The sequence below is a fragment of the Pseudobythopirellula maris genome, from assembly GCF_007859945.1.
GTDB lineage: Bacteria > Planctomycetota > Planctomycetia > Pirellulales > Lacipirellulaceae > Pseudobythopirellula > Pseudobythopirellula maris.
Genome location: NZ_SJPQ01000004.1, coordinates 332,108 through 352,773, shown reverse-complemented (window position 1 = coordinate 352,773; position 20,666 = coordinate 332,108). Strand labels below are relative to the sequence as shown.

Below are 20,666 nucleotides of genomic sequence, written 5' to 3'. Positions count from 1 at the left end.
TCGAAAGCTCAAGTGAGCTGCTGATTCCGTATCGCCATCCACGCGTCGAATCGTTCAGCGGTGACGTGTCTAAGCTTCTAGGGGCCACGACTTATTCATAACGGATCACGTCGAGCGTTGCGGGATCAACAAACGCCAGTCGCTTCCAGGGGTGTTCCTCGCTTCCCCTAACGGGAGGGGAAGAGCCACTGCCCGCTGCCTCTAGCAGGGTCATCCTCTCCCTCTCGTTGATTAATATGTATCTGGCGTGGTATCGCGTCCCTGGCGCTTCGAAGTGCCTTGAACGCATAATCACTCCACTCTCCGGATCCAACTCGTAGATGTGGAGACTCCCGACCCGCACGCCCGCCGCCACCAGTGAGTCGGTCTCTTTACACCACCCGATCGCATCGAGGTTGGTGACGCTGGGGAGAGCAACTACTTTTTGCAACGATCCATCTGAGGTGTCGCGCCACCACAAGGCGACGCGGTCCATCACGGGCCACACCCCACCATCGCTACCCGCGAAGATCAATCGATGCCGGCTAGCGTCGAGCGTCATGCTTCTTGTCCGCGAGCGAACCTTATTCTCATTGCCGAAATCGGGGTCCATCCTCTGCTTAAGGTACGCGAGTTGTTTGGCGACTACATCGTGGGCCGGTCCGCCGTAGCCGAAGTCCGGTTTGGGAGGGCGTAGGGTCCACTCTTCCGCCCCTGTAGGAATGTCGTACGCCGTCAGGGGCGTGTAGGCGATGCGCCCGTCGGGGGAGGCAACCGCAAGCATCCCAAAGTGTTGCTGCTTATCTGCCGTGGTGGGATAAATCCGCCCGGACGCCCGATGCTCAAGGTAACAGTGCTCGGTGGATACATGGCTGTCTCGCTCATCGGGGACGAGCTCTGCAATAGGCAACCAATAGTGATCGAGCCCGGCCGTGGGGGACTGATCCGTTGCCCCAGGCTTCTCCAGGAAGGCTGGTTCGATTAACACTTTTTGATCGCCGACCAGAAGCAACCCTTCCTCGGCGCCCAGCGCAAGCGAACCAGCAGTCTCATCGATGGACGCAAAACGACTCAAGCGACCGCGGTAGACAATCAGGGCGATGAGGAGCAAGCAGGCGGCGGAGGAGGCGAGGAGTGCGGCTGCCGGCGCCGGGTTGCGTCGGCACCAACGCCAGGCCCTCTGGACCGGTGGGGTGGGGCGTGCGAGGACGCTCTTACCGTCCAGCCACCGCGACAGCTCGTCGGCCACCTCGGTCGCCGATTGGTAACGCCGCTGCGGAGACTTCTCCAGACACTTCAGGGAGATCGTCTCCAGGTCACGCGGGACGGTGGCCCTGAGCTTGCGGGGGCTGGGGGGATCGTCTTCCAGCACCTGCTGCAGCAGCATGCGGACGCTGCCGCGGAACGGCCGCTCCCCCGTCAGCAACTCGTAGAGCACCACGCCGAGGGAGTAGACGTCGCTCCGCGCGTCGGTGGCTTGCGCTTCGCCCCGCGCCTGCTCGGGCGCCATGTACGCCGGCGTCCCGATGATGTGGCCGTCGATCGAAACCGTAATCTCGGCCGCGTCGCGTTTCGCGAGGCCGAAGTCCATGAGCCGGGGTTCGCCGTGGTCGCCGAGCATGACGTTGCCCGGCTTCAGGTCGCGGTGAATGACACCCTGTTCGTGGGCGTGCTGCAGGGCGTGGGCGATCTTGACGCCCAGTTCGGCCGCCTCACGGGGCGTCGGCTGCTGGTTCTTGAGCCGATCAGCGAGGGTGACGCCGCGGACAAACTCACTGACGATGTAGAGCAGGTCGCCGTCTCTGCCCACCTCAAACACCGGCACGATGCCGGCGTGGCTGAGCCGCGCGGTGTTCTGCGCTTCGCGGACGAACGCCTTCTCCTGCTTCTCGTCGAATTGCCCACGGCGGGGGATCTTCACCGCCACCGTACGGTCAAGCTTCGTGTCGTGCGCCTTCCACACCGAGCCAAACGCGCCCATCCCGACCCGCTCTGTCAGCCTGAAGTGGGCGACCGTAGCGATCTCCACCGTCCCCCCCTTGGGGCCGCCGACCAGGCTGAAGCCGCTGCCGCACGACGGACACGCGACGCTCGTCAGCTCCGCGTCCGCCGCTAGCTCGATCGCGTTCTGGCAGTGCGGGCACCGCAGGTGCAAGCCACGACCTGTCGCGGCCTCAGCGACTGCCGGAACGTGGGTCGCTGTCACCAGCTCGCTGTCGAGCAACGGGGTCAGCTCGCCCGCCAGGCCAGGATTGGACTCGAGAAGACGCCTCGATGCGTCGTTGAAACCTTGGCGCCGCAGGTGATCGAGCGAAAGCCCGACCAATTCGACGAGGAGCAGCTTCCGCCCTTCGGGATCGACTCGATCGACCAGCGGGCCCAACGGGGGCAGCTCGCCCCGCTCGAGACGGGACTCGAATTCGTCGCACAGCGCGTCGATCTGACGCGTCACTCGCAACGGCAGAGATTCGTCCTGGCTCACGGTTGGTCCTCCTCATCGAAGGGCTGATCCCACTCCTGCCGGACACGGTTGAGCTTCCGGATCACCGTTCGGACCGACATCGACAACTGCTGGGCGATCTCTTCGTTCGTGTAACCCTCAAGCTTCTTCAGCGCAATCGCCTTTAGCTTGGGGTCGTCGGTCAGCGTGAGGAGCCGCTCCAGTTCGTCCGACAAGACGGCGGCGAATTCGGGGGAGGGTTCCTTGCTGACGATCGCCCGGAACTCACCCAGCGGCTCGGTCATCCAAGCGGAGCGTTTATTGGCTAGCAAGCGCTTCCTCTGATCAATCGATTTCCGCTGCGTCAGAGTGACAAGCAGCGGCCAGAGCCCCGTCCGGTCGGCGAGCTCCGGGAGCCGACCGTTCCGGAGCGCGCCCATCACGCTGTTCAGGGCGCTCAAAGCGATGTCCTCTCCGTCCGCTTCGGCCGTCAGCCGATCGAGCCTGCTTCCCGCCATCGCCACCAAACTAGCAAAGTAGCGGTCCCAGAGCGCTCGCTCCGCGAGGCTTTCTCCTTCACGCAGCCCATCGATCCACGCGGTCACCGAGCCGGGAGGGTCACGATCCATGGGCGATCTCGTCTGATTGACGCGCAGGGAAATATTTCTTGGACCCGGTGTCACTTCGGGGGTGGGCTCATCGATTTATCCGGCGTGGGAACAACGCACGGCGCAACGTGCGTGAGCCCGAATCCCATGTTTAAGGATGTCCGGATGAGATTGCAATACATCGGTCCTCCAAACGCACGCCGTAGAGCGCCACATCGGTGAAGGCGTGCCGAGTGGGTAGAGTCGCCTCTGCAAGGATCAACGGAGTGCATCTTGTTCTGGTTCTATCACCAGCCGCCCCTGTTCTAAACGAGGAGAAACTTCATGAGCTACGGCAATCAGGTCAACCGGCTCCGACAGATCGCGTCGCGTAGCGGCGGCCGCGGAGGCGGGGTCGACAACGGCTTCGTTGGCCCGTCTCGGAGCCAAGACCCTCTTAACGCCGACCAGAGCGTCAGGCAACGGCGGCGCGAGGGTCACGAGGAAACGATCCGGCACGCCAGCCACGAGAAGGCGAGGACCGACGCTTATGCCCGCAGCGACAAGGCGGCGCGTGACACGGCCATCCACCGGGTGGACGTGCAAGAGGTGTTCACCGATTTCCAGACCGAGCTGCGGGCGCGAGCCCTCATGCAGCGCGAGAGCCTGGACGAGTACATCGGATTGGTGGACACGATCAAAACGATCGCCTGCTACGCCGACAACGGGATCGCCGAGCTCGATCAAATCCGCGACGAGGAGGTGAAGAAGTCCTCGAAGAACTCGATTCGGCACACCAGCGCACGACTCATCGCGCTGGCTCGCCTCGCCGTGTTCGGCTGCCTGAACGACCCCGACGGGCCCTCGCGATCGGAGGAGCTGCTATGAGCACGACAAACCACGACAGCCGTCTGGGCCGAGAGGGACGGGCTTGGCTGACCCAATGTTTATTCCTGGCCGGCGTGGTGCTGGTCGGCTTGGGGATCGACCAACTCGCCGCCTTCTCCGTTGGCGCCATTGTGGTCCTCGCCTCCGTCAACGGCGTGTCGCCCTACCGACGCCTGGCTCACGGCCTGCAGTCCGCGAGCCTAGAAAACCAACGAGACGATGATTTGCTCGCGGGCCTTTCCATCAACGACGCCGACGACGTGCTCACCGGCCAATCAGACAGCACGCTTCACGAGCTGGCGATCCTCAAACGGACGCACAGCGTCGAGGGGGCCACCGACATCGACGAGGCCCTGCTGAGCGTGGTCCGTGAGCCTCTGGACGCGGACGTGAAGCGGATCGGCGACGCGGGGGAGCAAGCCGCGTTGCTCGCGGTGGCCGGGTCGATGGTCGGTCTGGCCGCGGTCGGTTCATCGCTTGGCGGTCAGGCGAGTGTCGCGGCGATGTCCAGTGGCGTGGTGACGATGTCCGCGACCTCGGTGGCCGGTCTCTTCGCCGCGATGTCGCTGCTCGGTCTGGAGTCGCGGGCCGAGGTGGCGGTTGAGAAGCACGTCAACAGCTTGCGGGTCCGCCTGGCCGGCGTCCGGTTTATGCCGGCGAAGCACGACCCCAACCGCGACAGTCTGTTCCGGAGGAAAGCATGAACCCTCGCAAGTCACGCCGTCGCAACGTCGCGTCACGGGTGTTCATCGACCTGGTCCTGCAGGTGCTCGCCCTGTTCTTGATTACGACCCAATCCGAACAGGTTCGGGTGGCCAGTCTCGAGCGGCAAGCGGGTCTTGTCCCAGGGCTGAGGACGCAGGTTGAGAGACTCGGCGACCAGGTCGGTGGGTACCGCACAAAGGTCGAGAAGCAGGGCGTTGTCATCCAGCAAATGGGAGAACGCATCGGGGCCTACCGAGGCAAGATCGACAAGCAAGGCCTCGTCATCGCGAGCCAGGGCAAGGCGCTCGGGGGCTACAAGTCACTCGTCACGGACCTCCGGTCGAAGATCCCCAACGACGCCCCGGTGACACTGCTGATCGTCGTCGACGAGACCTGGTCGATGGCCGCTCCGCACCGTGAGATCGTCTCGGGCACCAAGACGCTTTGCGCGTTCATGAGCAGCCGCAGCGAAAGCTTCCGGTTCGGGGCCATCTCGTTCCGCCAGGGCGTCTCCAAGCAGCTGCCCATTATGGAGATCCTTCCGACTAGTGAAGACGAGGGCGCCTCGGAGCTGAAGGCGATGCAATTCCTAGCGACGCTGAAAGTAGAGCGATCCAATACCGACCACGGCCCCGTGCTGCGGGAAGCAATCCGCGTGCTTGAAGCCGACGCCCGCCGCGACCCGCAGCGGAAGTTCCGCCTGGTCTTCGTTGGCGATGTTGGCCCAGCCGAACTCGACGGGGCCGCCGGCTACAGCCGCCAGGAGAAGCTCGTCAAGCAGGAATTGCTGGGCTTGGTCCGCCGCTGGGCGCAGCGCGGCGATCGGGCCGTCGCCTCACTCTACGCCGAAAGCGACTGGACGAAGAGCGACCCGGCCTCGGCCGAGAGCCGGGCATGGTTCAAGGCGTTGGGGAGCGTGTCGGAGGGGTCGTCGTTCACCACTGACACGGGAGAGTTGCAACGAACGATTTTCAACGCCGTCCGTCGATAAGGAGCTCCGCCGTGTTGCACAATCACGCTGACGACCGAGAGACGATCCTGCCGCCGATTGACCTGTCACGCCTGCGGCGGAGTCGCGATAGCCGAGGCGCTCTGCCGGCTCCCGCTGGCGGGGGGCATTTTAACCTGGCGCTGAGAGTCTTGTTCTTTTGTTTCTCGCCTTGGTTGCTCAAAGCCGGCGTCGCGGCGGTTGCCGTCGCAGCGATCTGGTGCTGGCTCCCGACCACGGCCATCCTGGCTCGGTTGGCTGGGGCTGACCTCAGCGGGCCATCGCAAGTCAGCGACTTGATCGAGTGGTCAACCGTGCGTTTCGAAGACTTCGCCAACGGGAATGCCCGCGGGCTCGGCGACCCCGGCGGCGGTGACCCCGGATCGACCGATGTCACTCCGCTAGCGATTCAAGCCTCCGGCGAAGCGACTGCTCGGTAGTTCTTGGTAACTCTGACCCCTGTGGCTAGGACGACTGTGATGAAGACTTCCCTTGAGACCATCCGCAACGGCCTTACCTCGCAACTAGCCGATCTCGATCGCGACCTGCAAGCGGCCGAGACGCAGGTGAGCGAGTTGAAATCGACCCGCCGTCAGGTCGCCGCCGCGATCCGGGCACTGGGCGGGCAAGGCTCCGACACGGCCAAGCCAGCCCCCAAGAAGGCGCAGGTTCGTGACGCGGTCCGCGAGCTGCTGGACCAGAACGGCGGAGCCATCGACGCCGACGACCTGGAAGCGCTGGTGGCCGACAAGCTCGCCAGCGAGCAAGGGTGCTCGGCGATGGGCCTCGCGCTGCGGATGCGGGAGGTCCTGGCGGCCGACGATTTCACTGCAGAAAGCGGGCGTGTTCATCGCTCGTCCCCGGTGCGTGCCCCCCAGAATCCCGCCTCCGCCTAACAACGAACGCAACCTCTCTACATTAATTCCCCCACTTTTTTAACCAACAGGAAGCACCGTGAGCAGAGCATCGAACAAGCCGGCGCCGCCCACGCTCCTGGGGCAGTTGACACTCACCGCCTTCGCGAGCGGGGCCGCGTACTGCCTCTACCCTTACGCCAAGGCCGGGTACGGCGTCGCGGCGTTTGCCGCGATCACCGCCACGCTTGTCGCCGTCGTGGCTGGCATGAGATCGCTCTGGGCCCTCGACCAGATGATCGACCGCCTGCGGCGGCACCGCCAACTCGAAGGCTTCCGCAAGTCGCACGGCATGGCGAAGGTCGGCGACGCCCACGACGCCAAAGTGGCCGGCTTGCTCGGCGACGAAGGCATCATCCTCGGCCGGATCGGCAAGAAACTGGCCCGCTACTCCGGCGAGGCGGGGGTGCTGGTCGCCGGCCGCCCCGGCAGCTGGAAGGGGGTCGCTTTCGTCCTGCTGAACCTCTTGAAGGCGCCCAAGCCGACGAGGGATATTTTCCAGTCGTACATCGTCACCGATTTCTCCGGGGAGCTGTACGCGGTCAGCCACCGCGTCCTTCGCGCACACGGCTACAACGTCTTGGTGATCGCCAGCGAGGCGGAGCGGCTCGGCCGCGAGCTCGGGGTCCCGATGGAGTCGGTCCAACAGAACCCGGCCGGCTACCTCGACGCGGCCGCCGAGAACGTGCTGGAGGACGTCGACGCGTTCGTCAACCTTCTGCACGCGGGGGTCGAGCCGGGCAAGCAGAACGGCACGACCCAGCACTTCGATGACCTGGCCCGGCTCGTGCTGATGACGTTCAGCCTCTGGCTCTTGCACCGCTACGGCGAAGTCACGCTGCCGGGCCTGCGGCGGTGCGTGATGAGCAGCAGCGACGAGATGCACTGCCTCCTAGAAGCGGCCAGCGAGAGCGACGCCTTCGGCAGCGCCCTGGCCGAGTCGGCTTCGAGCGTGCTGGGCCTGATGGCGAACAGCCCCGAGGAGTTCTCCGGCGCGATCACCACCGCGACGCGGTCGGTAAAACTCTTCGCCGCCGGGGGGCCGGTTGGCCGGCAGGTGAGCCGGCACCAGCTCGACTGGGGCAAGCTGAAGGAAGAGCCGACCGTCGTCTTCTTGATCGTGCCGCCCGAGCGGCTCAAGAGCCAGCAGCAGTTCGTCAACCTGACGATCTCGACCTCGATCGAAGCCCTGGTCCGCCACCGGTCGAAGCAGCGCGTTGTTTACCTGCTCGATGAAATCGGCAACACCTACATCCCCAATCTCATGGAGATCATCGCGGGTAATCGGAAGAACGGGATCCAACCCGTGCTGGTGCTCCAGCAGCTCGAAGCCCAGCTGGCGCGGATCTACGGCAAGGAGGCTGCCCGCGAGATCCAGGGGAACTGCGACGTCCTCATGGCGATGTCGACGACCGAGCTGGAGGACCTCAAACGGCTGAGCGAGCTGGCCGGCCAAGAGACCTTCACGGACGGGTCGCACACGCTGCGCGAGTCGGACGAGGGCGTCCCCGAGGTCTCGTACACGGGCGACTTCAAGCAGCGGCCCGTCCTGACCACCGACGCGATCAGGCGGCTCGACCGTCGCAAGGCGGTCGTGCTGTTTGGCAACGCGCCGGCGTTCCTGGTCGACCTGGTGAACTACCTGCACGAGCCGGCGATCGCCAAGCTGGCCGACGAGAACCCGTACTACCGCAAGAAGGGGGCTTAGCCGTGATCACGAATAGCCGCTCTCCCTTCGAGAGCCCGTCGCAATGCCTGATCAGCTGGCGCCAGGTTGTTCGGCGCGTTCGCAACGTTCTGATCGTCGGCGCCGTGTTGGGCCTGCTGATCGATCGGGTCGGCGAGCCGCTTCTCCGCTGGGAATACCGCTACCGCGGGAGCCGCGCCCACCCCCAGATCCTCAACGCGACCTACGTCGGCCTCCGGGGCCGCGTCGAGTCCGACGGGCTGGACGGCGCCGGGGACTGCCCGCTCGTGCTGTTCGTCCGTCCTGACCCGCCTCTGTGGCGCCGCGTGACCGACCCATTTTGGCCTCGGACGCCCTAAACCCTTTCTCGATCGGAGCCCAACCATGTCCGACTACACCATCTACGACTCGGAGCAAGAGCTCCGCGAGCGGATCGACGACCTCAACGACTTGCTCTCGGATTACGAGAAGACACAAGCCGTGCTCGACGAGCAGCGGGGCGTCTTCGCCGACCAAGTCCAGGGGGCCCTGGCAATCTACGAGCGGCAAGTCAGTGACTACGAGCGGAAGCGGGACGACCTCGATCGGCGCCAGGGCGAACTCACCAAAGGGCGGAGCGACGCCCTAGAGAACCGCGAGGCGCTGCGGCATCAGCTCGACGCGAAGCGCGGCAAGAAGGCGACCGACAACGCCGGCCCGAAGGCCGGCGGCGCGGACCGCGGCGCCGGCCAAGCCGACGGGGCAGCCCACACGACCGGCCCCACGACCCGCGAGCAGATCGACAACCTCAAGGCGGAACTCTCCCAACCGCGGCCAGCGCTTGCTCACGAGCCGCCCGGGATGGGCGGCAGCCAGGCCAGCGAGATCGACAAGGACCTCAAGATGATGGCCAAGATCAAAGAGAAAGAACAGAAGATGGACGGCGCCTCGAAGAAACTCAAGGACGACTGGAGCCTGTCCAAAGGCCCCAAGCGCTAGTCGCTTGCTGCACTGCAGCGCTGAAGAAGCTTGCGCTCGGCCGCTAGCGCTGGCAAGGTGAAGGGGTCATGCGTTGGACCGAAAAACAAATCGAAGACTACTTACGAGACGAGACCCGCGAGGTGACCGGCGCCGCCGGTCGAACCGAAACCGTGACGATGTTCCGCACCTACTGGATCACCTACGACGCGGTCCGCGTCGACGACGTTTACACCGAGTCCGAGTTGGTGGCCTGGGCGCAGCGCCGGGTGGCCGAAGAGGGGCTCGATTTCACCGACGCCTTCCGCAGCAACCTGGGACATTTGAGCCACGAGATCCGACGCCAGAACCCGTAGCTGGGACCACGGCCAGTAAAACCGACCCCGAGAACCAACAGCCAAACCCTCTGCTCCTACCGCCCCTATTCACTCCTACCGCCCGCAAACAACTGTGGACAAATACCCGCGGGCGGCGACTGGGCGTTGAATCGGGGGGCGCGAATCAGGCAGTCTTGAAACTGCCAAAGCTCTGCTTAGGAGAGGGGCCTGTAAGAAATTGAATCCATAATCCGACCCTTCGGTTCCGACCTTCTTCACCGTATCGGCTTTGATCACCCCGAGTAGCTTTCCTTAACCCGCACTGTTTCCTGAGTTGTAAGCCTTCCGCCATGCTCAACGCCACCCAAGCCACCAGCGTCGCCGGCGCCCAGCAGTACTTCCGTACGACGCTGACGCAAGGCGACTACTACCTCGGCGCCGAGGTCAACGGCTCGTGGCGTGGCGAAGCGGCCGCCACACTCGGCTTGGCAGCGGGCCGCCCGGTCACCCCCGAGCAGTTCAAAGCGCTCCTCGAAGGCCGCCACCCGGTCACCGGCAAGAAGCTTGCGCAACGGCTACGCCAAGACCGCCGCCCGGGCGTCGACCTGACCTTCTCGGTACCCAAGAGCGTGTCGCTCGTGTGGGCGATCAACGGCGACGAGCGGATCCTCGGCGTGCTGCGAGAAGCGGTCCACGAGACGATGGCCCTCGACGTCGAGCCCTTGGTGTGCCGACGGGTTCGCGCCGGCGCCCAAGCGGCTTCGACGGACCGCAAGACAACCGGCAACCTGGTCTACGCCGACTTCCTCCACAAGACCTCGCGCCCCGTGGATGGCGTCGTCGATCCCCACCTCCACGTCCACGCCTTCGTCCAGAACCTCACCTTCGACGGCGGCCGCTGCTACGCGGCCGAGCTCGAGGAGGTCATGCGGCAGATGCCCGCCCTCCAAGCGAAGTTCGACGCCCGCTTGGCGCGGCGGCTGGAGCACCGTCTCGGCTACCGCGTCGTCGCGACCCAATTCCGCCAAAGCCGCCGCCTGAAGCGGGGCTGGGAGCTGGCCGGCGTCGAGCGCTCGACGATCGAGAAGTTCAGCGCGCGCACGGCCCAGATCGAGGCCTACGCCGCAGAGCACGGGATCGAGTCGGCCGCCGCGAAGGGCGAGTTGGGCGCCAAGACCCGCCAGAAGAAGGAGCAAGGGGTCGTGGTCGACCGGCTGCGTCACCAATGGGGCGAGCGGCTGACGCCAGCCGAGCAAGCGGCTTTCGCGGCAATCGCCAAGCGGGCGGTCGGAAAGGGAAGTGCGGAGGAGGGGGAGGCGTTGGCGGCCAGCGAAGCGGTTCGCTACGCGCTGGAGCACCACTTGTACCGCAGCTCGACCGTCGAGCGGCACCAGGTCGTGGGGACCGCTTTGGAGCAGGGTCTGACGCTGCCGCCCGAAGCGATCGAAGCCGCTTTGGCGAAGGAGGAGGGGGTGATCCACGCCTCGCAGGGCGTCCGTGGCGCCGATCGCCACTTCGTCACCACGCAAGCGGTCCTCGAAGCCGAGCGACGGATGATCGCCTTCGCCCGCGACAGCCGCGGCACACGCCTCCCGATCGGCCGCTCCGAGCACGCCTTCAAGCGGGAGTGGCTCAACGACCAGCAGCAGAACGCCGTCCGCCACGTGCTCGCTTCGAAGGACAGCGTGACCGCGGTCACCGGCGGCGCCGGCACGGGCAAGTCGTCGCTGATGGAAGAGGCGGCCGAGGCGATCCGGGGCAATGGGAAAGAGGTCTTTGTCTTTGCACCCAGCACCGGCGCCCGAGAGGTCCTGCAGCAAAAAGGTTTTGAGAACGCCCAGACGGTCGAGCACCTTCTGAAGAACGCCAAGCGGCACGCCGAGCTGGCCGACCAAGTGATCTGGATCGACGAGGCGGGGCTCTTGGACGTGCGGGCGATGAACGGCGTCTTCGAGATCGCTAAAGCCCACAACGCCCGCGTGGTCCTCTCGGGCGACACCCGCCAGCACGCCACGCCGCGGCGTGGCGAAGCGATGCGGCTCTTGGAGAGCGAAGCCGGTTTGCACCTCGCCCGCGTCGAGAAGATCCAGCGCCAGCGGGGCCGCTACCGAGAAGCGATCGAGCTGATCAGCCGCGGCCACGAGGTCGTTGATGTGAAGACCGGCATGACCGGCATGCTCGCCGGCTTCGACCGGCTCGACGGGCTTGGCAAGATCCACGAGCTGCCGGGCGACCACCGCCACGAAGCACTGGCCGGCGCTTACCTCAAGGCGTCCCACGCCGGCCGTTCGACCCTGGTGGTCGCCCCGACGCACGCCGAGGGGCAGGCGGCGACCGCGGAGATCCGCGGGCGGCTCCGCGGGGCGGGGACGATAGGGAAGGAAGAGACCGAGCTGACGCAGCTGCGGTCTTTGAACCTGACCGAGGCCGAGAAGACCTTGCCCAGCAGCTACACCTTTATCGACGAGGACGCCGGTCTCGTCGTCCAGTTCCACCAGAACGTCGCCGGCGGCTACCAGCGGGGCGAGCGCTTCCGAGTCCAACACGACGCCCAAAACCTCCCCTTCCTATCGCCCCTCACGGGCGGCCCCGCCAAGCCGATCCCTTATAACGCGACGGATCGTTTCGAGGTCTACAGCCAAGCCAAGCTAGGCCTGGCGGTCGGCGACCGGGTCCGCTTCACCCTCGGCGGCAAGGCGACCGACGGCAAGCGGCGGATCAGCAACGGACGGCTCGACGAGGTGAAGGGGTTCGACAGGGCGGGCAACCTGCTGCTGAAGGGCGGCATGACCGTCGCCCGGGACTACGGCCACCTCGACCTGGGCTACGTCATCACGTCGCACGCGTCCCAGGGCAAGGACCGCGACGTGGCGATCGCCGCGATCGGCCGCGAGTCGCTGCCGGCCGTGAACGCCAAGCAGTTCTACGTCACCGCCTCCCGCGGCCGGCAGGACCTGATCCTGTTCGTCGACGACAAAGCGGCGGTCCGGCGGGCGATCCAGAACGCGGGCGAGCAGCTCTCGGCGACTCGGCTGACCGCCGCCTACCGCGCCGCCGCCGGTCGGATCCTGATCGAGCGGACGAAGCGGGCCTTCCTCGACCGCGTACGCGACTGGTGGCGGACCAATTTCCCCAAGAGCCCGACCGCCGCGGCGGCGCCCACACCGGCCGGCCGTCCAAACCCCTTCGGGCCCGGCCCGAGCCTCAGCAGGAGCTAACGACCGATGAAGCACATGCCATTCCCCTCCAACCAAAACGCCATCGCCGGCCTCGCTGAGCAGCGGCCCCTCGACGCGCCGTGGAAGCGCGCCGCGCCGACCGAGCCGCCGCCGATGATGTTCCAGGTCCGCTTCCGGGACGGCCGGGTCGTCAGCTACGCCTACGCCGACCTCCGCGAGACGCGGCTCCGCGACGCCGGCCACCTGCAGCTCTGCCTGCTGGGGATGGAGAAGTACTGCCTGACGATCGAGGGCCGCAACCTGAGCGAACTCGACGCCCTGATCGGCGCGGGCAAGATCAGGTCGCTCGAAGAACTCGGGCCCCGCACGTTCGACCGCCCCGAGGCGGCGCCGTCGATCGACAAGATCACGGTCGAGACCCTCACGGGCCCATCGTTCTGAGCCGCGCAAGCGATCTCTCAAGAGTTTCTGGCAAGCGACTGATATCACACGACTTTCGAGCCGACCTCAGGCTTTGGTTGAAGGGGGCGATAGGATGGAGAACGCGATGAGCCAACCGCCCACCGGCGGCTCGACGACGGCGCCGAACGGGGCCTACTCGGCGATCGATTACCGCTGGTTCGACGACCGCTTCGCGGGCCTGCGAGAGCGTCTCTTGGCGCTCGAAGAGTCGCTCGCGTCGCTCGAGCAGAAGGCGGCCGAGAACGACGAGCCGCGGCGCCCGCCGGAGACCCGCGAGTATTACTCGGTGCCCGAGTTCGCCGGGCTGGTCGGGCGGGGCGAGTACACGGTCCGCGAGTGGTGCCGGATGGCCCGCGTCCACGCCGAGAAGTGCGACTCGGGACGCGGGGAGGCGAAGAGCTGGAAGATCCCGGCCGGTGAGCTGCAGCGCTACCGCGACCACGGGCTATTGCCCGCCACGTACCTCCGCTAAACGGCTCGTCGGTAGGTAGTCGTTGACTCACGGAGCGGCTCGTGGCTCAAGTCGATGGAGAATGGCGGGCGATTTTCCAACCCTCAGCCTCGATCGCAAAGAAATCGGGAATTTGCCATCACCGACGCCTTTAGCAGTATCGTCTGCCGAGAGTGTCCCGCCGCCCCAAGGGGACCTTCTCAGACCCCGACGAGCCGGCGGGGGCGGTCACTCAGGCCGAAGGCTCGGGGCTGGCGCTCTTGTCCGCGGCCCGCTGCACGATCTCTTCGTCGTAGGCCTTCTCCATCAGCCGCGCGGCGCGCAAGAACTCGGTCCCGGACAGGTAGTCGGTGTCGTGCCATTCGCCGTTGGCGTCGCGGTAGCTGCGGGTCAGCTTGCCGGAGTAGCGGGGCCGGTCGCCCTCTTGCTTCGGTTCGTTGCGGAAGATCGCGATCTTCAGCGCTCCGTCGCGGACCTCGCTCACGGGTTGGTTGTTCGTGTTGGTCGTCATTGTGTGGTCTCCTATTCTGTTTCTTGTTTAGGGTGGTACACACCTGCGTAGCCCAGATTCGGCGAGCGAGTCAAGCGAAACCAACCGCCCCCAGGAAGTAGTCTGCACGCGGGGCGGCTGGGGCTGAGGATTGGCTCACCCGAGGCGATCCCGAAGGTGCTCTAGCACTTCGGAGGCGACGCTCAGTTCGTCCCTGAGAAAGTGGTCGGTGTCGCGGGTCACGAGCAGGTTGGCGAACGCCCGCAGCTTGGTCTCGGTCTCACGCAGGGCGTCGTACTCCTCGAAGCAGAGCGTCTCGGTCGCCCCGTCGAGGAAGTCTTCCACCCGCCCGGCGAGCCGGAGCAACCGGTCGGCCACGACCCGGTTGGCGGCCGGATCACCGGGAGCAGGACGCTCCCGGCTTTCCGCGGTGACGAAGAGTGGGCTCATGACTGAGCTTCTTCGCTGGCGGTCGACTTGTCGGCGGCACGCAGTTCCAGCACCCGGTCGTAGGCCCGTTCGAGCAGGCGAGCCCCTCGCAAGAGTTCCCCGTTCGAGAGCGAGCGGCTGTCGTGCCAAACCCCTGCCTCGTCGGTGTAACCCCGCGTCAGATCGACGCTGTACCACGCCCCGCTCTCGTTCCTGTTGCCCCAGATCGAGGCCTTCAGGCTCCCGTCGCGTAGCGTGTCGATCGGTCCGTTGTTGGATAGTGTCGTCATGGTCTTTTCTCCTTGGTTTGAGTTAATGTGCATCCAAGAAGACGCCCGTTCGAGGCGGTTTGCTCAAGGGTCTTCCGCGCCCGCGGATCGCCCAGAATTTGGCCCGCTCTCTTGAGCGGGAGAGAAATTGTTGGCGACCCTTGAACGAACCGACGCGGGCGTCAGGATGCAGCGACGATTATCTCACCAGCAAGGCAGAAACGACCTACTCGCTCACTCATCGGACCAACCCTCGAAACCGCTGTTGGAGACGGACGCCCGGACGACGGCGCGGGGGCAATAGGAAGAATAGGCGGGGAACGGCCTGCGGGCTGGGCGTGGTCGTTTAGCTGCGTGGTTTGGCTACGACGGATCAGGAGCAGGAAAGTCTCTCGGGGTCGGCGGGGTCGGCTTATCGGAGGCTACGTCCCCAAACGTTTCGCCAAGGATCCAGTCGGCTGATTTCTGGGCGGCTGCCGCGGCGGTCACCACCATCCGCGTATCGCCCGCGATCTGCTTTTTCCAGTTGTCGATGTACGACGCGGACTGCTCGATGGTCGGTGGGCTGATCCCGCCCACTGCCGCCAAGAAGGCCGCACCCATCTCGGCGATCAGCTCTTCCTTGCCGTACTCCGCCGATCCGAACGGCGCGGGGGTCGCCTCGGGATTATCCAAACCCCGGTCGAGTCGGGTGGAGTGGCCGACCGAGTGAGTGAATTCATGGTAGAGCACCCCAAAATAGGCTTCTTGTGTCTCGAACGCCGACGGGTCTGGTATCAAGACGCGATCTTGCGATGGGAGGTACCGCGCCGGACCGACACGATGCTCGATGGTGGGTCCGTTGGCGTAGCCCGCTACGATCTCATCACACGCCGGGAGCGGATCGAACGAAGAAGCGCCGGGATCAGCCGGCAACACGTCTGGCGCCTCGATCCCCTCGCACTGCTCGGCATTGAACACGTTGTAATGGCGGAGCACCGGCAGCTTGAACTCCTCACCGCTCTCAGCGTCCGTTTTGTCGTAGAGTTTCCAGAACGTGACGAGCGAGGCCTTCTCTCCCTTGCGGATTGATCCGCCGTTTTGCTTTGCTTGGCGAAAAGTCAGCCAGTAGTCGGAACCGAAGCCGCGCTCGAAAGCCGTGACGGCGAGCAAGAAGACATTGACCCCACGGTAACGCTTGTCGGTGGTGAGGTTCTTAGGCCAGCCGCCGCCACCTTGCCGGCGGATCGGGTTTCGCCACGGCACGACGCCCCGATCGAGGAGACCGAGGATCCGGTCGGTGATCTCTTGGTAGAGGTCCCGCCGTGGCTTTTTGTTGGTCGATTGCTTCCGCGCCATGCCACCACTCGTGGCACGATTCCCGACGCCGGGTCAAGCAGTATCGAACCGATCTCCCCAGAAAGCGACCTAGCGAGGCTGCTGACAGGGTCAACGCCATCCAGGGCCTCGCGGGCGCGCGAGCCGTCAATGCTCATCCGGCAAGGCCATGAACTCTTGACTTTGCAATAGAGTGATAACTTTGATTCCGGAAATCGATCGCTTGAAACGCTTGGAGGAGGGGTGTTCGGTCAGAGCGGCCGCAAGTGTTTTTGGAACTAATTTCCGCCGAGCTTCTTGACCGCCGTGCTCAGCGGCAAGAACAGTGTCCTGGGATCCCGCCCTAGCTTGAGGAAGCCGAAGTGCTCGTAGAACCGCGTGGCGCTAATGTCTTTGGCGTCGACGACGACCGCGTACGCGGCGACCTCGGATTGGGCGACCCGGCAGACGGCGTCCGCCAGCAAGACGCCCCCCAGTTTCTGACCTTGGAAATTCAAGTCGACGGCCAAGCGTCCCAGCCGTGCGACCGGCGCCTGAGGGTAGCGCGGGAGCTTCTTCACAAGGCTCTCCGGCAGATCACCGAGGCCGACACTCCCCATCGAGAGCGTGTAGTAGCCGGCGACACGCTCGTCTTGCTTGTCCACGGCGACAAAGCAGGTGGCGTAGTGGCGTTTGACGTCCTGGCCGACCCGCGTGTGAAAGTAGGCGTTCAGCTCCGGCACGCCGCAATCGAAAGCAGTGCGATCGTGCCTAGCCAACAGTTCAAGCCGGAACGGTTCTGGGCTCATGCGAGGTCCAGCAGACGCTCGCGGTTCTTCATCGCCTTGCGGAGCGCCGGCGCCACCGGAGGCGGGTTGAGGATCGCCTCGGCGAAGCGTTTCTGCTCCGCCTGGGTGAGCCGGATCTCGTTGCTCCGGGCGATCGCCTCCTCGGCGGCCTCGCGGGCCGAGGCGACCACGAAGTCGCTCAGGCTGCGGCCCTGCAGGTCGGCCGCTTCCTTGAGCAGGGTGTGCACCTCGGCGGGAAGTCGTGCTTCGAGCCGGGCGGTCTTCTTTTCGTCGAGCATGGCTTGCTCCTTTCTCCTCAAACCAATATACGGCATATTGCCGTACAGAGTCAAGTTTTTTTTCGGAGAGAGCCTCACCCCCTCGCCAATAAAGCCAGCGGGGAAGCCGGCCGGGAAGAACATTGGTGTGGTGGGCGGGGCCGGCTTCTCTCGGTTCTCCGGATCGGCTCCAGCAGCGGGTGAGACCTTCCTAAGTGCTATCGCAGGTTTTCGACGGTAGACCAGTCGGACGAAAAGCTGCTGCGTTTGTCACTAACGCCCGAATCGCCTAACCTTTTAGATTCCTGGGAACCGATGCATTCGTAGGACCGCTAACTTCATAACGAGCTGGATGATCGTGTTTAGTCGCTACGACAGCATGAAGCGAGGATTTGCCCTGCTAGGGGTGATGCTCGCGTTGTCGTCGGGCGTCGAGCAAACCCATCTGCTCTGCCAACTTGGTGGGTGCCCCGAGAGCGGTTGTGCGGAAGCCTCAGCGGCACAACCGTGTCTTCAGCACAGTGCGGACGAACGCTCGGTGGCGCCAACCTGCTCGCATTTGTGCGGAGCCAGCGAACGCTCAGCCGCCCCGTCGTCCGGCAGGCACGAAGGCGGAGTCTCTCACGAGGACGGCTCATGCCCGTGCCCTCCCGATTGCTGGTGCCAGCAGGCGCCGCAACCACTGGAATTGCCCAAGGGACCGGCGGAGTCTGACAAAGTCGAGCTAGCGGCACTCCAGGCGTGCCACTGCGCAGCCGCTATCGCGATCTCAATCGGAGCGAAGCCGTCTTACGGCGTTGACAACCCCGGCGCGCTCACGAAGACTTCCCCGCAGCGCTGCGCTTCGCTCTGCCGCTTTTTGATCTGAGTTCTCAGCCGCAAGCATTCAGCTTGCCGCGCGTGTTTCCGCCGCACTTGGCCGCCCCGCTTCGGCTGCGCCATAGAACCGGTTGCGGATTCGCTTCCTCCCGCTTTGCTGGCAGTTCTTGCTGCGCGCTCGTGCGCGAAATGGAACGACGGTCGCCAGCCATCCCACACTCTCCAAGGAGACGCCCATGCACATGAATCGCCACCGATTGAACTGCTTAATCGCGAGCATCGCCGTCAGCGCTCTTGCGACCAACGCAGCCGCACTCGCCGCCCCGTCGGGGACGGCTGTTCGCCAGGTGCAGATCGTCGATGAGGCCATGTGCTGCGCCGGGTGCGCACGCAAGGTGTCGGGCCAGCTCTACGCCACCCGCGGCGTACGGGAAGTGGGTGTCGACATGGAGTCACGCACGCTGACCGTGTCACTCCCCGAACCGACTCCGGCGATGCTTGGGCGGCTCTGGCACGCCGTTGAAAGAGGCAACGGGACACCGACGAAGCTGATCACCTCCGAGGCGACCTACACGCTGGTCCGCCCCGAACTCGACCCGGCGAAACAGCAGGCGCCCGCCGCTGAACCGCTCGCGATCGCGATCAACAACCTGCATTGCCAAGACTGCGCCAACAAGATCGCCAGGCAGCTCTACGCGCTCAAGGGCGTCACGAAGGTCAGCGTCGATATGCAACGGGGCATGCTTTTCTTGGAAACCAGTCGCGGCACCCGCCTTTCGCCCTGGGCATTGATCGACGCCACCGCGAAAGCCAACGAGCGACCATTAGCCGTCTTTGGCGGTCACGGAAAACTGACGATCGAGTGGGCGACCGAGGCGCCCTCCAAGGACCATCAACAAGCCCAACAACTCCGTACCGGAGGATACCAACGATGAGTATGACAGCAACCAGAACGCTCTGCTTCACGCTCGCAGCGATCGCGAGCGGCGCGGCGACGCTATCTGTCGGCTGCGGCTCGGCCACGGGCTCCAGCGCTTCGGCGCCAACCGCTGCTACCAAGGTTGACGCGAGCCGGTATACGCTTGCCGAAGAGCCCGAGGGAGCGATGGGCGTCATCGACGCCCGCGATTCGGTCGAGGACGGCGCCTCCTTGGTGCTGGTGGGGCGTGTTGGCGGCGCGGCGAACCCTTGGGTCGACGGCAGGGCGGCCTTCACCTTGCTCGATCCTTCCATGTCCGTCGTCGCCAACGGCGAGGACTCGGGCAGTTCGGAACTGTGCCTGGACGACTGCTGCGCCGTAGATCGGCAGAAATGCACGACCCTAGTCAAGGTCGTCGACGCCACGGGCAAGATCGTCCCCGTCGATTCACGCGAGCTGTTTGGGCTGAAAGTGTCCGACATGGTTGTGGTGAAGGGGACCGCACAGAAGGACAGGTCGGGCAACTTCGTGATGCTCGCCAGCGGCGTGTACATCCGCAACTAACGGCTGCGAGCGACCGCTCGTTACAAGGGATTAATTATGCTCGGTCAAAGACTACTGCCCTGGGACTACGGCGTGCGGAACCTGTTCCGCCGTCCGTCGCGGAGCGCGCTCACTCTCGGCGGGCTGACCATCGTCGTGCTGCTCGTGCTGGTCGTGGTCGGCTTCATCCGCGGCCTCGAACAGTCGCTTGCCGCGACCGGCAACCCCAACGTGGTGCTGGTCTACGCGCTCTCATCGGGCGCCGATATCGAGAACTCGTCGATCCCCGGGCGAACCCCCGCACTGCTGTCGGCGAGCGTCGATGGCGTTCGTCGTCGGCACGGCGTGGAGTACGTTTCCCCCGAGCTGTACCTGGGGACACGGGTCGCGACGGCCGGCATGTCGGAACCCGGCATGGGTTTGGTCCGGGGGGTGACGACCGCCGCGCCGCTGGTCCGCGGCCAAGTGCAGCTCGCTGAAGGGGCCTGGCCGCAGCGTGGTGAGGTGATGGTGGGCCGCCTGGCGCACTCCAAGCTCAGCGCGGCCAAAGAGGACCTGGCGGTCGGCGGCAAGGTCACATTCGACGGCCAAAGCTGGACGATCAGCGGCGTGTTCAAAGCGGCCGGGTCGGCGTTTGAGTCGGAGATCTGGGCGCCGCTGGAAGAGCTGCAGACGGTGCTGAAAAGGCAAGACCTGAGCATGGTCGCTGTCAGTATGGAATCGGTGGACGGCGTCGCGGATGTCGATCTGTTCTGCCGCGAACGGATCGACTTAGAACTGAAGGCCGTCGCCGAGAGCTCCTACTACGCTTCCATGCAAAAGCATTACAAGCCGGTCCGCATGCTGGGCTGGGTGGTGGTCGCTTTGGTGGCCGGCTCGGGAATCTTTGCGGGGCTCAACACGATGTACGGCGCGGTGGTTGGCCGGATACGCGAGTTGGCGACGCTCCAAGCGCTCGGCTTCCGTCGCCGCGCCATCCTGCTCACGCTCGTTCAGGAAGCAACCCTGTTGGCTTGTGCGGCGGCCATCTTGGCTTGTGTCGCCGGGATCTGGCTGGTCGATGGGACGGCGGTCCGATTCACGATGGGCGCGTTCATGCTCTCGGTCGACAGCGTCGGCATCGCGGTGGCCTGCGGGGTCGCGGCGCTGCTGGGGGTGGTCGGCGCTCTCCCGCCCGCCGTCAAGGCGATGCGGCTCCCGGTGGTCGAGGCCATCAAGTCGATATAGCCGCGCGGGGTCTTGCGGCGCGACCGCCCGCAGAAACAGCGATGCGAAAGGCAT

At 65.1% G+C, this 20,666-nt stretch carries 23 protein-coding genes; 15 read left to right on the top strand and 8 right to left on the bottom strand.

Features of this window, described 5'->3' with window-relative positions; all coding sequences use genetic code 11:
- Positions 1 to 91: 91 nt before the first annotated feature.
- Positions 92 to 2,461 carry a serine/threonine-protein kinase gene (locus tag Mal64_RS17600; RefSeq protein WP_146402762.1) on the bottom strand — a complete coding sequence of 790 codons (2,370 nt, stop codon included), beginning with the start codon at positions 2,459 to 2,461 and terminating at the stop codon, positions 92 to 94.
- Positions 2,458 to 3,048: an ECF-type sigma factor gene (locus Mal64_RS17595; protein ID WP_146402760.1), complete on the bottom strand. Its 591-nt coding sequence runs from the start codon at positions 3,046 to 3,048 to the stop codon at positions 2,458 to 2,460. The genes Mal64_RS17600 and Mal64_RS17595 overlap by 4 nt, the downstream gene beginning before the upstream one ends.
- Positions 3,049 to 3,351: 303 nt before the next feature.
- On the opposite strand from Mal64_RS17595, the gene Mal64_RS17590 reads away from it, so the two are divergent.
- The 12 genes from Mal64_RS17590 (at position 3,352) to Mal64_RS19965 (ending at position 13,575) form a co-directional block, all read left to right on the top strand.
- A complete protein-coding gene (locus Mal64_RS17590; RefSeq protein ID WP_146402758.1) occupies positions 3,352 to 3,894 on the top strand; it encodes a hypothetical protein in 543 nt (180 codons plus the stop codon).
- Positions 3,891 to 4,598 (top strand): hypothetical protein, encoded by a 708-nt coding sequence (locus Mal64_RS17585; RefSeq protein ID WP_146402756.1) that lies wholly within the window; start codon positions 3,891 to 3,893, stop codon positions 4,596 to 4,598. Before Mal64_RS17590 ends, Mal64_RS17585 begins: the two co-directional genes overlap by 4 nt.
- A complete protein-coding gene (locus Mal64_RS17580; RefSeq protein WP_146402753.1) occupies positions 4,595 to 5,590 on the top strand; it encodes a hypothetical protein in 996 nt (331 codons plus the stop codon). The genes Mal64_RS17585 and Mal64_RS17580 overlap by 4 nt, the downstream gene beginning before the upstream one ends.
- 149 nt (positions 5,591 to 5,739) lie before the next feature.
- Positions 5,740 to 6,027: a hypothetical protein gene (locus tag Mal64_RS17575; RefSeq protein WP_146402751.1), complete on the top strand. Its 288-nt coding sequence runs from the start codon at positions 5,740 to 5,742 to the stop codon at positions 6,025 to 6,027.
- 39 nt (positions 6,028 to 6,066) lie between these two features.
- The gene (locus Mal64_RS17570; protein ID WP_146402749.1) at positions 6,067 to 6,483 is read left to right on the top strand and encodes a hypothetical protein; all 417 of its coding nucleotides are present in this window, start codon (positions 6,067 to 6,069) and stop codon (positions 6,481 to 6,483) included.
- 58 nt (positions 6,484 to 6,541) lie between these two features.
- Positions 6,542 to 8,209 (top strand): type IV secretory system conjugative DNA transfer family protein, encoded by a 1,668-nt coding sequence (locus Mal64_RS17565; RefSeq protein WP_146402747.1) that lies wholly within the window; start codon positions 6,542 to 6,544, stop codon positions 8,207 to 8,209.
- 2 nt (positions 8,210 to 8,211) lie between these two features.
- Positions 8,212 to 8,547 (top strand): hypothetical protein, encoded by a 336-nt coding sequence (locus Mal64_RS17560; RefSeq protein ID WP_146402745.1) that lies wholly within the window; start codon positions 8,212 to 8,214, stop codon positions 8,545 to 8,547.
- A 25-nt stretch (positions 8,548 to 8,572) separates the two neighbouring features.
- A complete protein-coding gene (locus tag Mal64_RS17555) occupies positions 8,573 to 9,166 on the top strand; it encodes a hypothetical protein (protein ID WP_146402743.1) in 594 nt (197 codons plus the stop codon).
- 68 nt (positions 9,167 to 9,234) lie between these two features.
- Positions 9,235 to 9,501 (top strand): hypothetical protein, encoded by a 267-nt coding sequence (locus tag Mal64_RS17550; protein WP_146402741.1) that lies wholly within the window; start codon positions 9,235 to 9,237, stop codon positions 9,499 to 9,501.
- A 311-nt stretch (positions 9,502 to 9,812) separates the two neighbouring features.
- Positions 9,813 to 12,680 (top strand): MobF family relaxase, encoded by a 2,868-nt coding sequence (mobF, locus tag Mal64_RS17545; protein WP_146402739.1) that lies wholly within the window; start codon positions 9,813 to 9,815, stop codon positions 12,678 to 12,680.
- A 15-nt stretch (positions 12,681 to 12,695) separates the two neighbouring features.
- Complete coding sequence (locus Mal64_RS17540) at positions 12,696 to 13,082, top strand: hypothetical protein (RefSeq protein ID WP_231993837.1); 387 nt, start codon at positions 12,696 to 12,698, stop codon at positions 13,080 to 13,082.
- 106 nt (positions 13,083 to 13,188) lie between these two features.
- The gene (locus Mal64_RS19965) at positions 13,189 to 13,575 is read left to right on the top strand and encodes a hypothetical protein (RefSeq protein WP_231993835.1); all 387 of its coding nucleotides are present in this window, start codon (positions 13,189 to 13,191) and stop codon (positions 13,573 to 13,575) included.
- 211 nt (positions 13,576 to 13,786) lie between these two features.
- On the opposite strand, the gene Mal64_RS17530 is transcribed toward Mal64_RS19965, so the two are convergent.
- From Mal64_RS17530 to Mal64_RS17505, 6 genes are all read right to left on the bottom strand, one after another.
- Entirely contained in the window at positions 13,787 to 14,065 is a 279-nt protein-coding gene (locus Mal64_RS17530) for a hypothetical protein (RefSeq protein WP_146402737.1), read from the bottom strand.
- A 135-nt stretch (positions 14,066 to 14,200) separates the two neighbouring features.
- Positions 14,201 to 14,494 carry a hypothetical protein gene (locus tag Mal64_RS17525; RefSeq protein WP_146402735.1) on the bottom strand — a complete coding sequence of 98 codons (294 nt, stop codon included), beginning with the start codon at positions 14,492 to 14,494 and terminating at the stop codon, positions 14,201 to 14,203.
- Positions 14,491 to 14,763, bottom strand: coding sequence for a hypothetical protein (locus Mal64_RS17520; RefSeq protein ID WP_146402733.1), 273 nt, complete (start codon positions 14,761 to 14,763; stop codon positions 14,491 to 14,493). The genes Mal64_RS17525 and Mal64_RS17520 overlap by 4 nt, the downstream gene beginning before the upstream one ends.
- Positions 14,764 to 15,105: 342 nt before the next feature.
- Entirely contained in the window at positions 15,106 to 16,080 is a 975-nt protein-coding gene (locus Mal64_RS17515; protein WP_146402731.1) for an ArdC family protein, read from the bottom strand.
- 257 nt (positions 16,081 to 16,337) lie between these two features.
- On the bottom strand, positions 16,338 to 16,847 hold the full coding sequence (locus tag Mal64_RS17510; RefSeq protein WP_146402729.1) for a GNAT family N-acetyltransferase: 510 nt from the start codon (positions 16,845 to 16,847) through the stop codon (positions 16,338 to 16,340).
- Complete coding sequence (locus Mal64_RS17505; protein WP_146402727.1) at positions 16,844 to 17,125, bottom strand: type II toxin-antitoxin system TacA family antitoxin; 282 nt, start codon at positions 17,123 to 17,125, stop codon at positions 16,844 to 16,846. The genes Mal64_RS17510 and Mal64_RS17505 overlap by 4 nt, the downstream gene beginning before the upstream one ends.
- A gap of 1,034 nt (positions 17,126 to 18,159) precedes the next feature.
- On the opposite strand from Mal64_RS17505, the gene Mal64_RS17500 reads away from it, so the two are divergent.
- Genes Mal64_RS17500 through Mal64_RS17490 form a run of 3 tightly spaced genes read left to right on the top strand, consistent with a single transcriptional unit; the run spans position 18,160 to position 20,612 of the window.
- Complete coding sequence (locus Mal64_RS17500; protein ID WP_146402725.1) at positions 18,160 to 18,858, top strand: cation transporter; 699 nt, start codon at positions 18,160 to 18,162, stop codon at positions 18,856 to 18,858.
- A complete protein-coding gene (locus Mal64_RS17495; RefSeq protein WP_146402723.1) occupies positions 18,855 to 19,406 on the top strand; it encodes a hypothetical protein in 552 nt (183 codons plus the stop codon). The genes Mal64_RS17500 and Mal64_RS17495 overlap by 4 nt, the downstream gene beginning before the upstream one ends.
- A 36-nt stretch (positions 19,407 to 19,442) precedes the next feature.
- Positions 19,443 to 20,612: an ABC transporter permease gene (locus Mal64_RS17490; protein ID WP_146402721.1), complete on the top strand. Its 1,170-nt coding sequence runs from the start codon at positions 19,443 to 19,445 to the stop codon at positions 20,610 to 20,612.
- Positions 20,613 to 20,666: the final 54 nt, after the last annotated feature.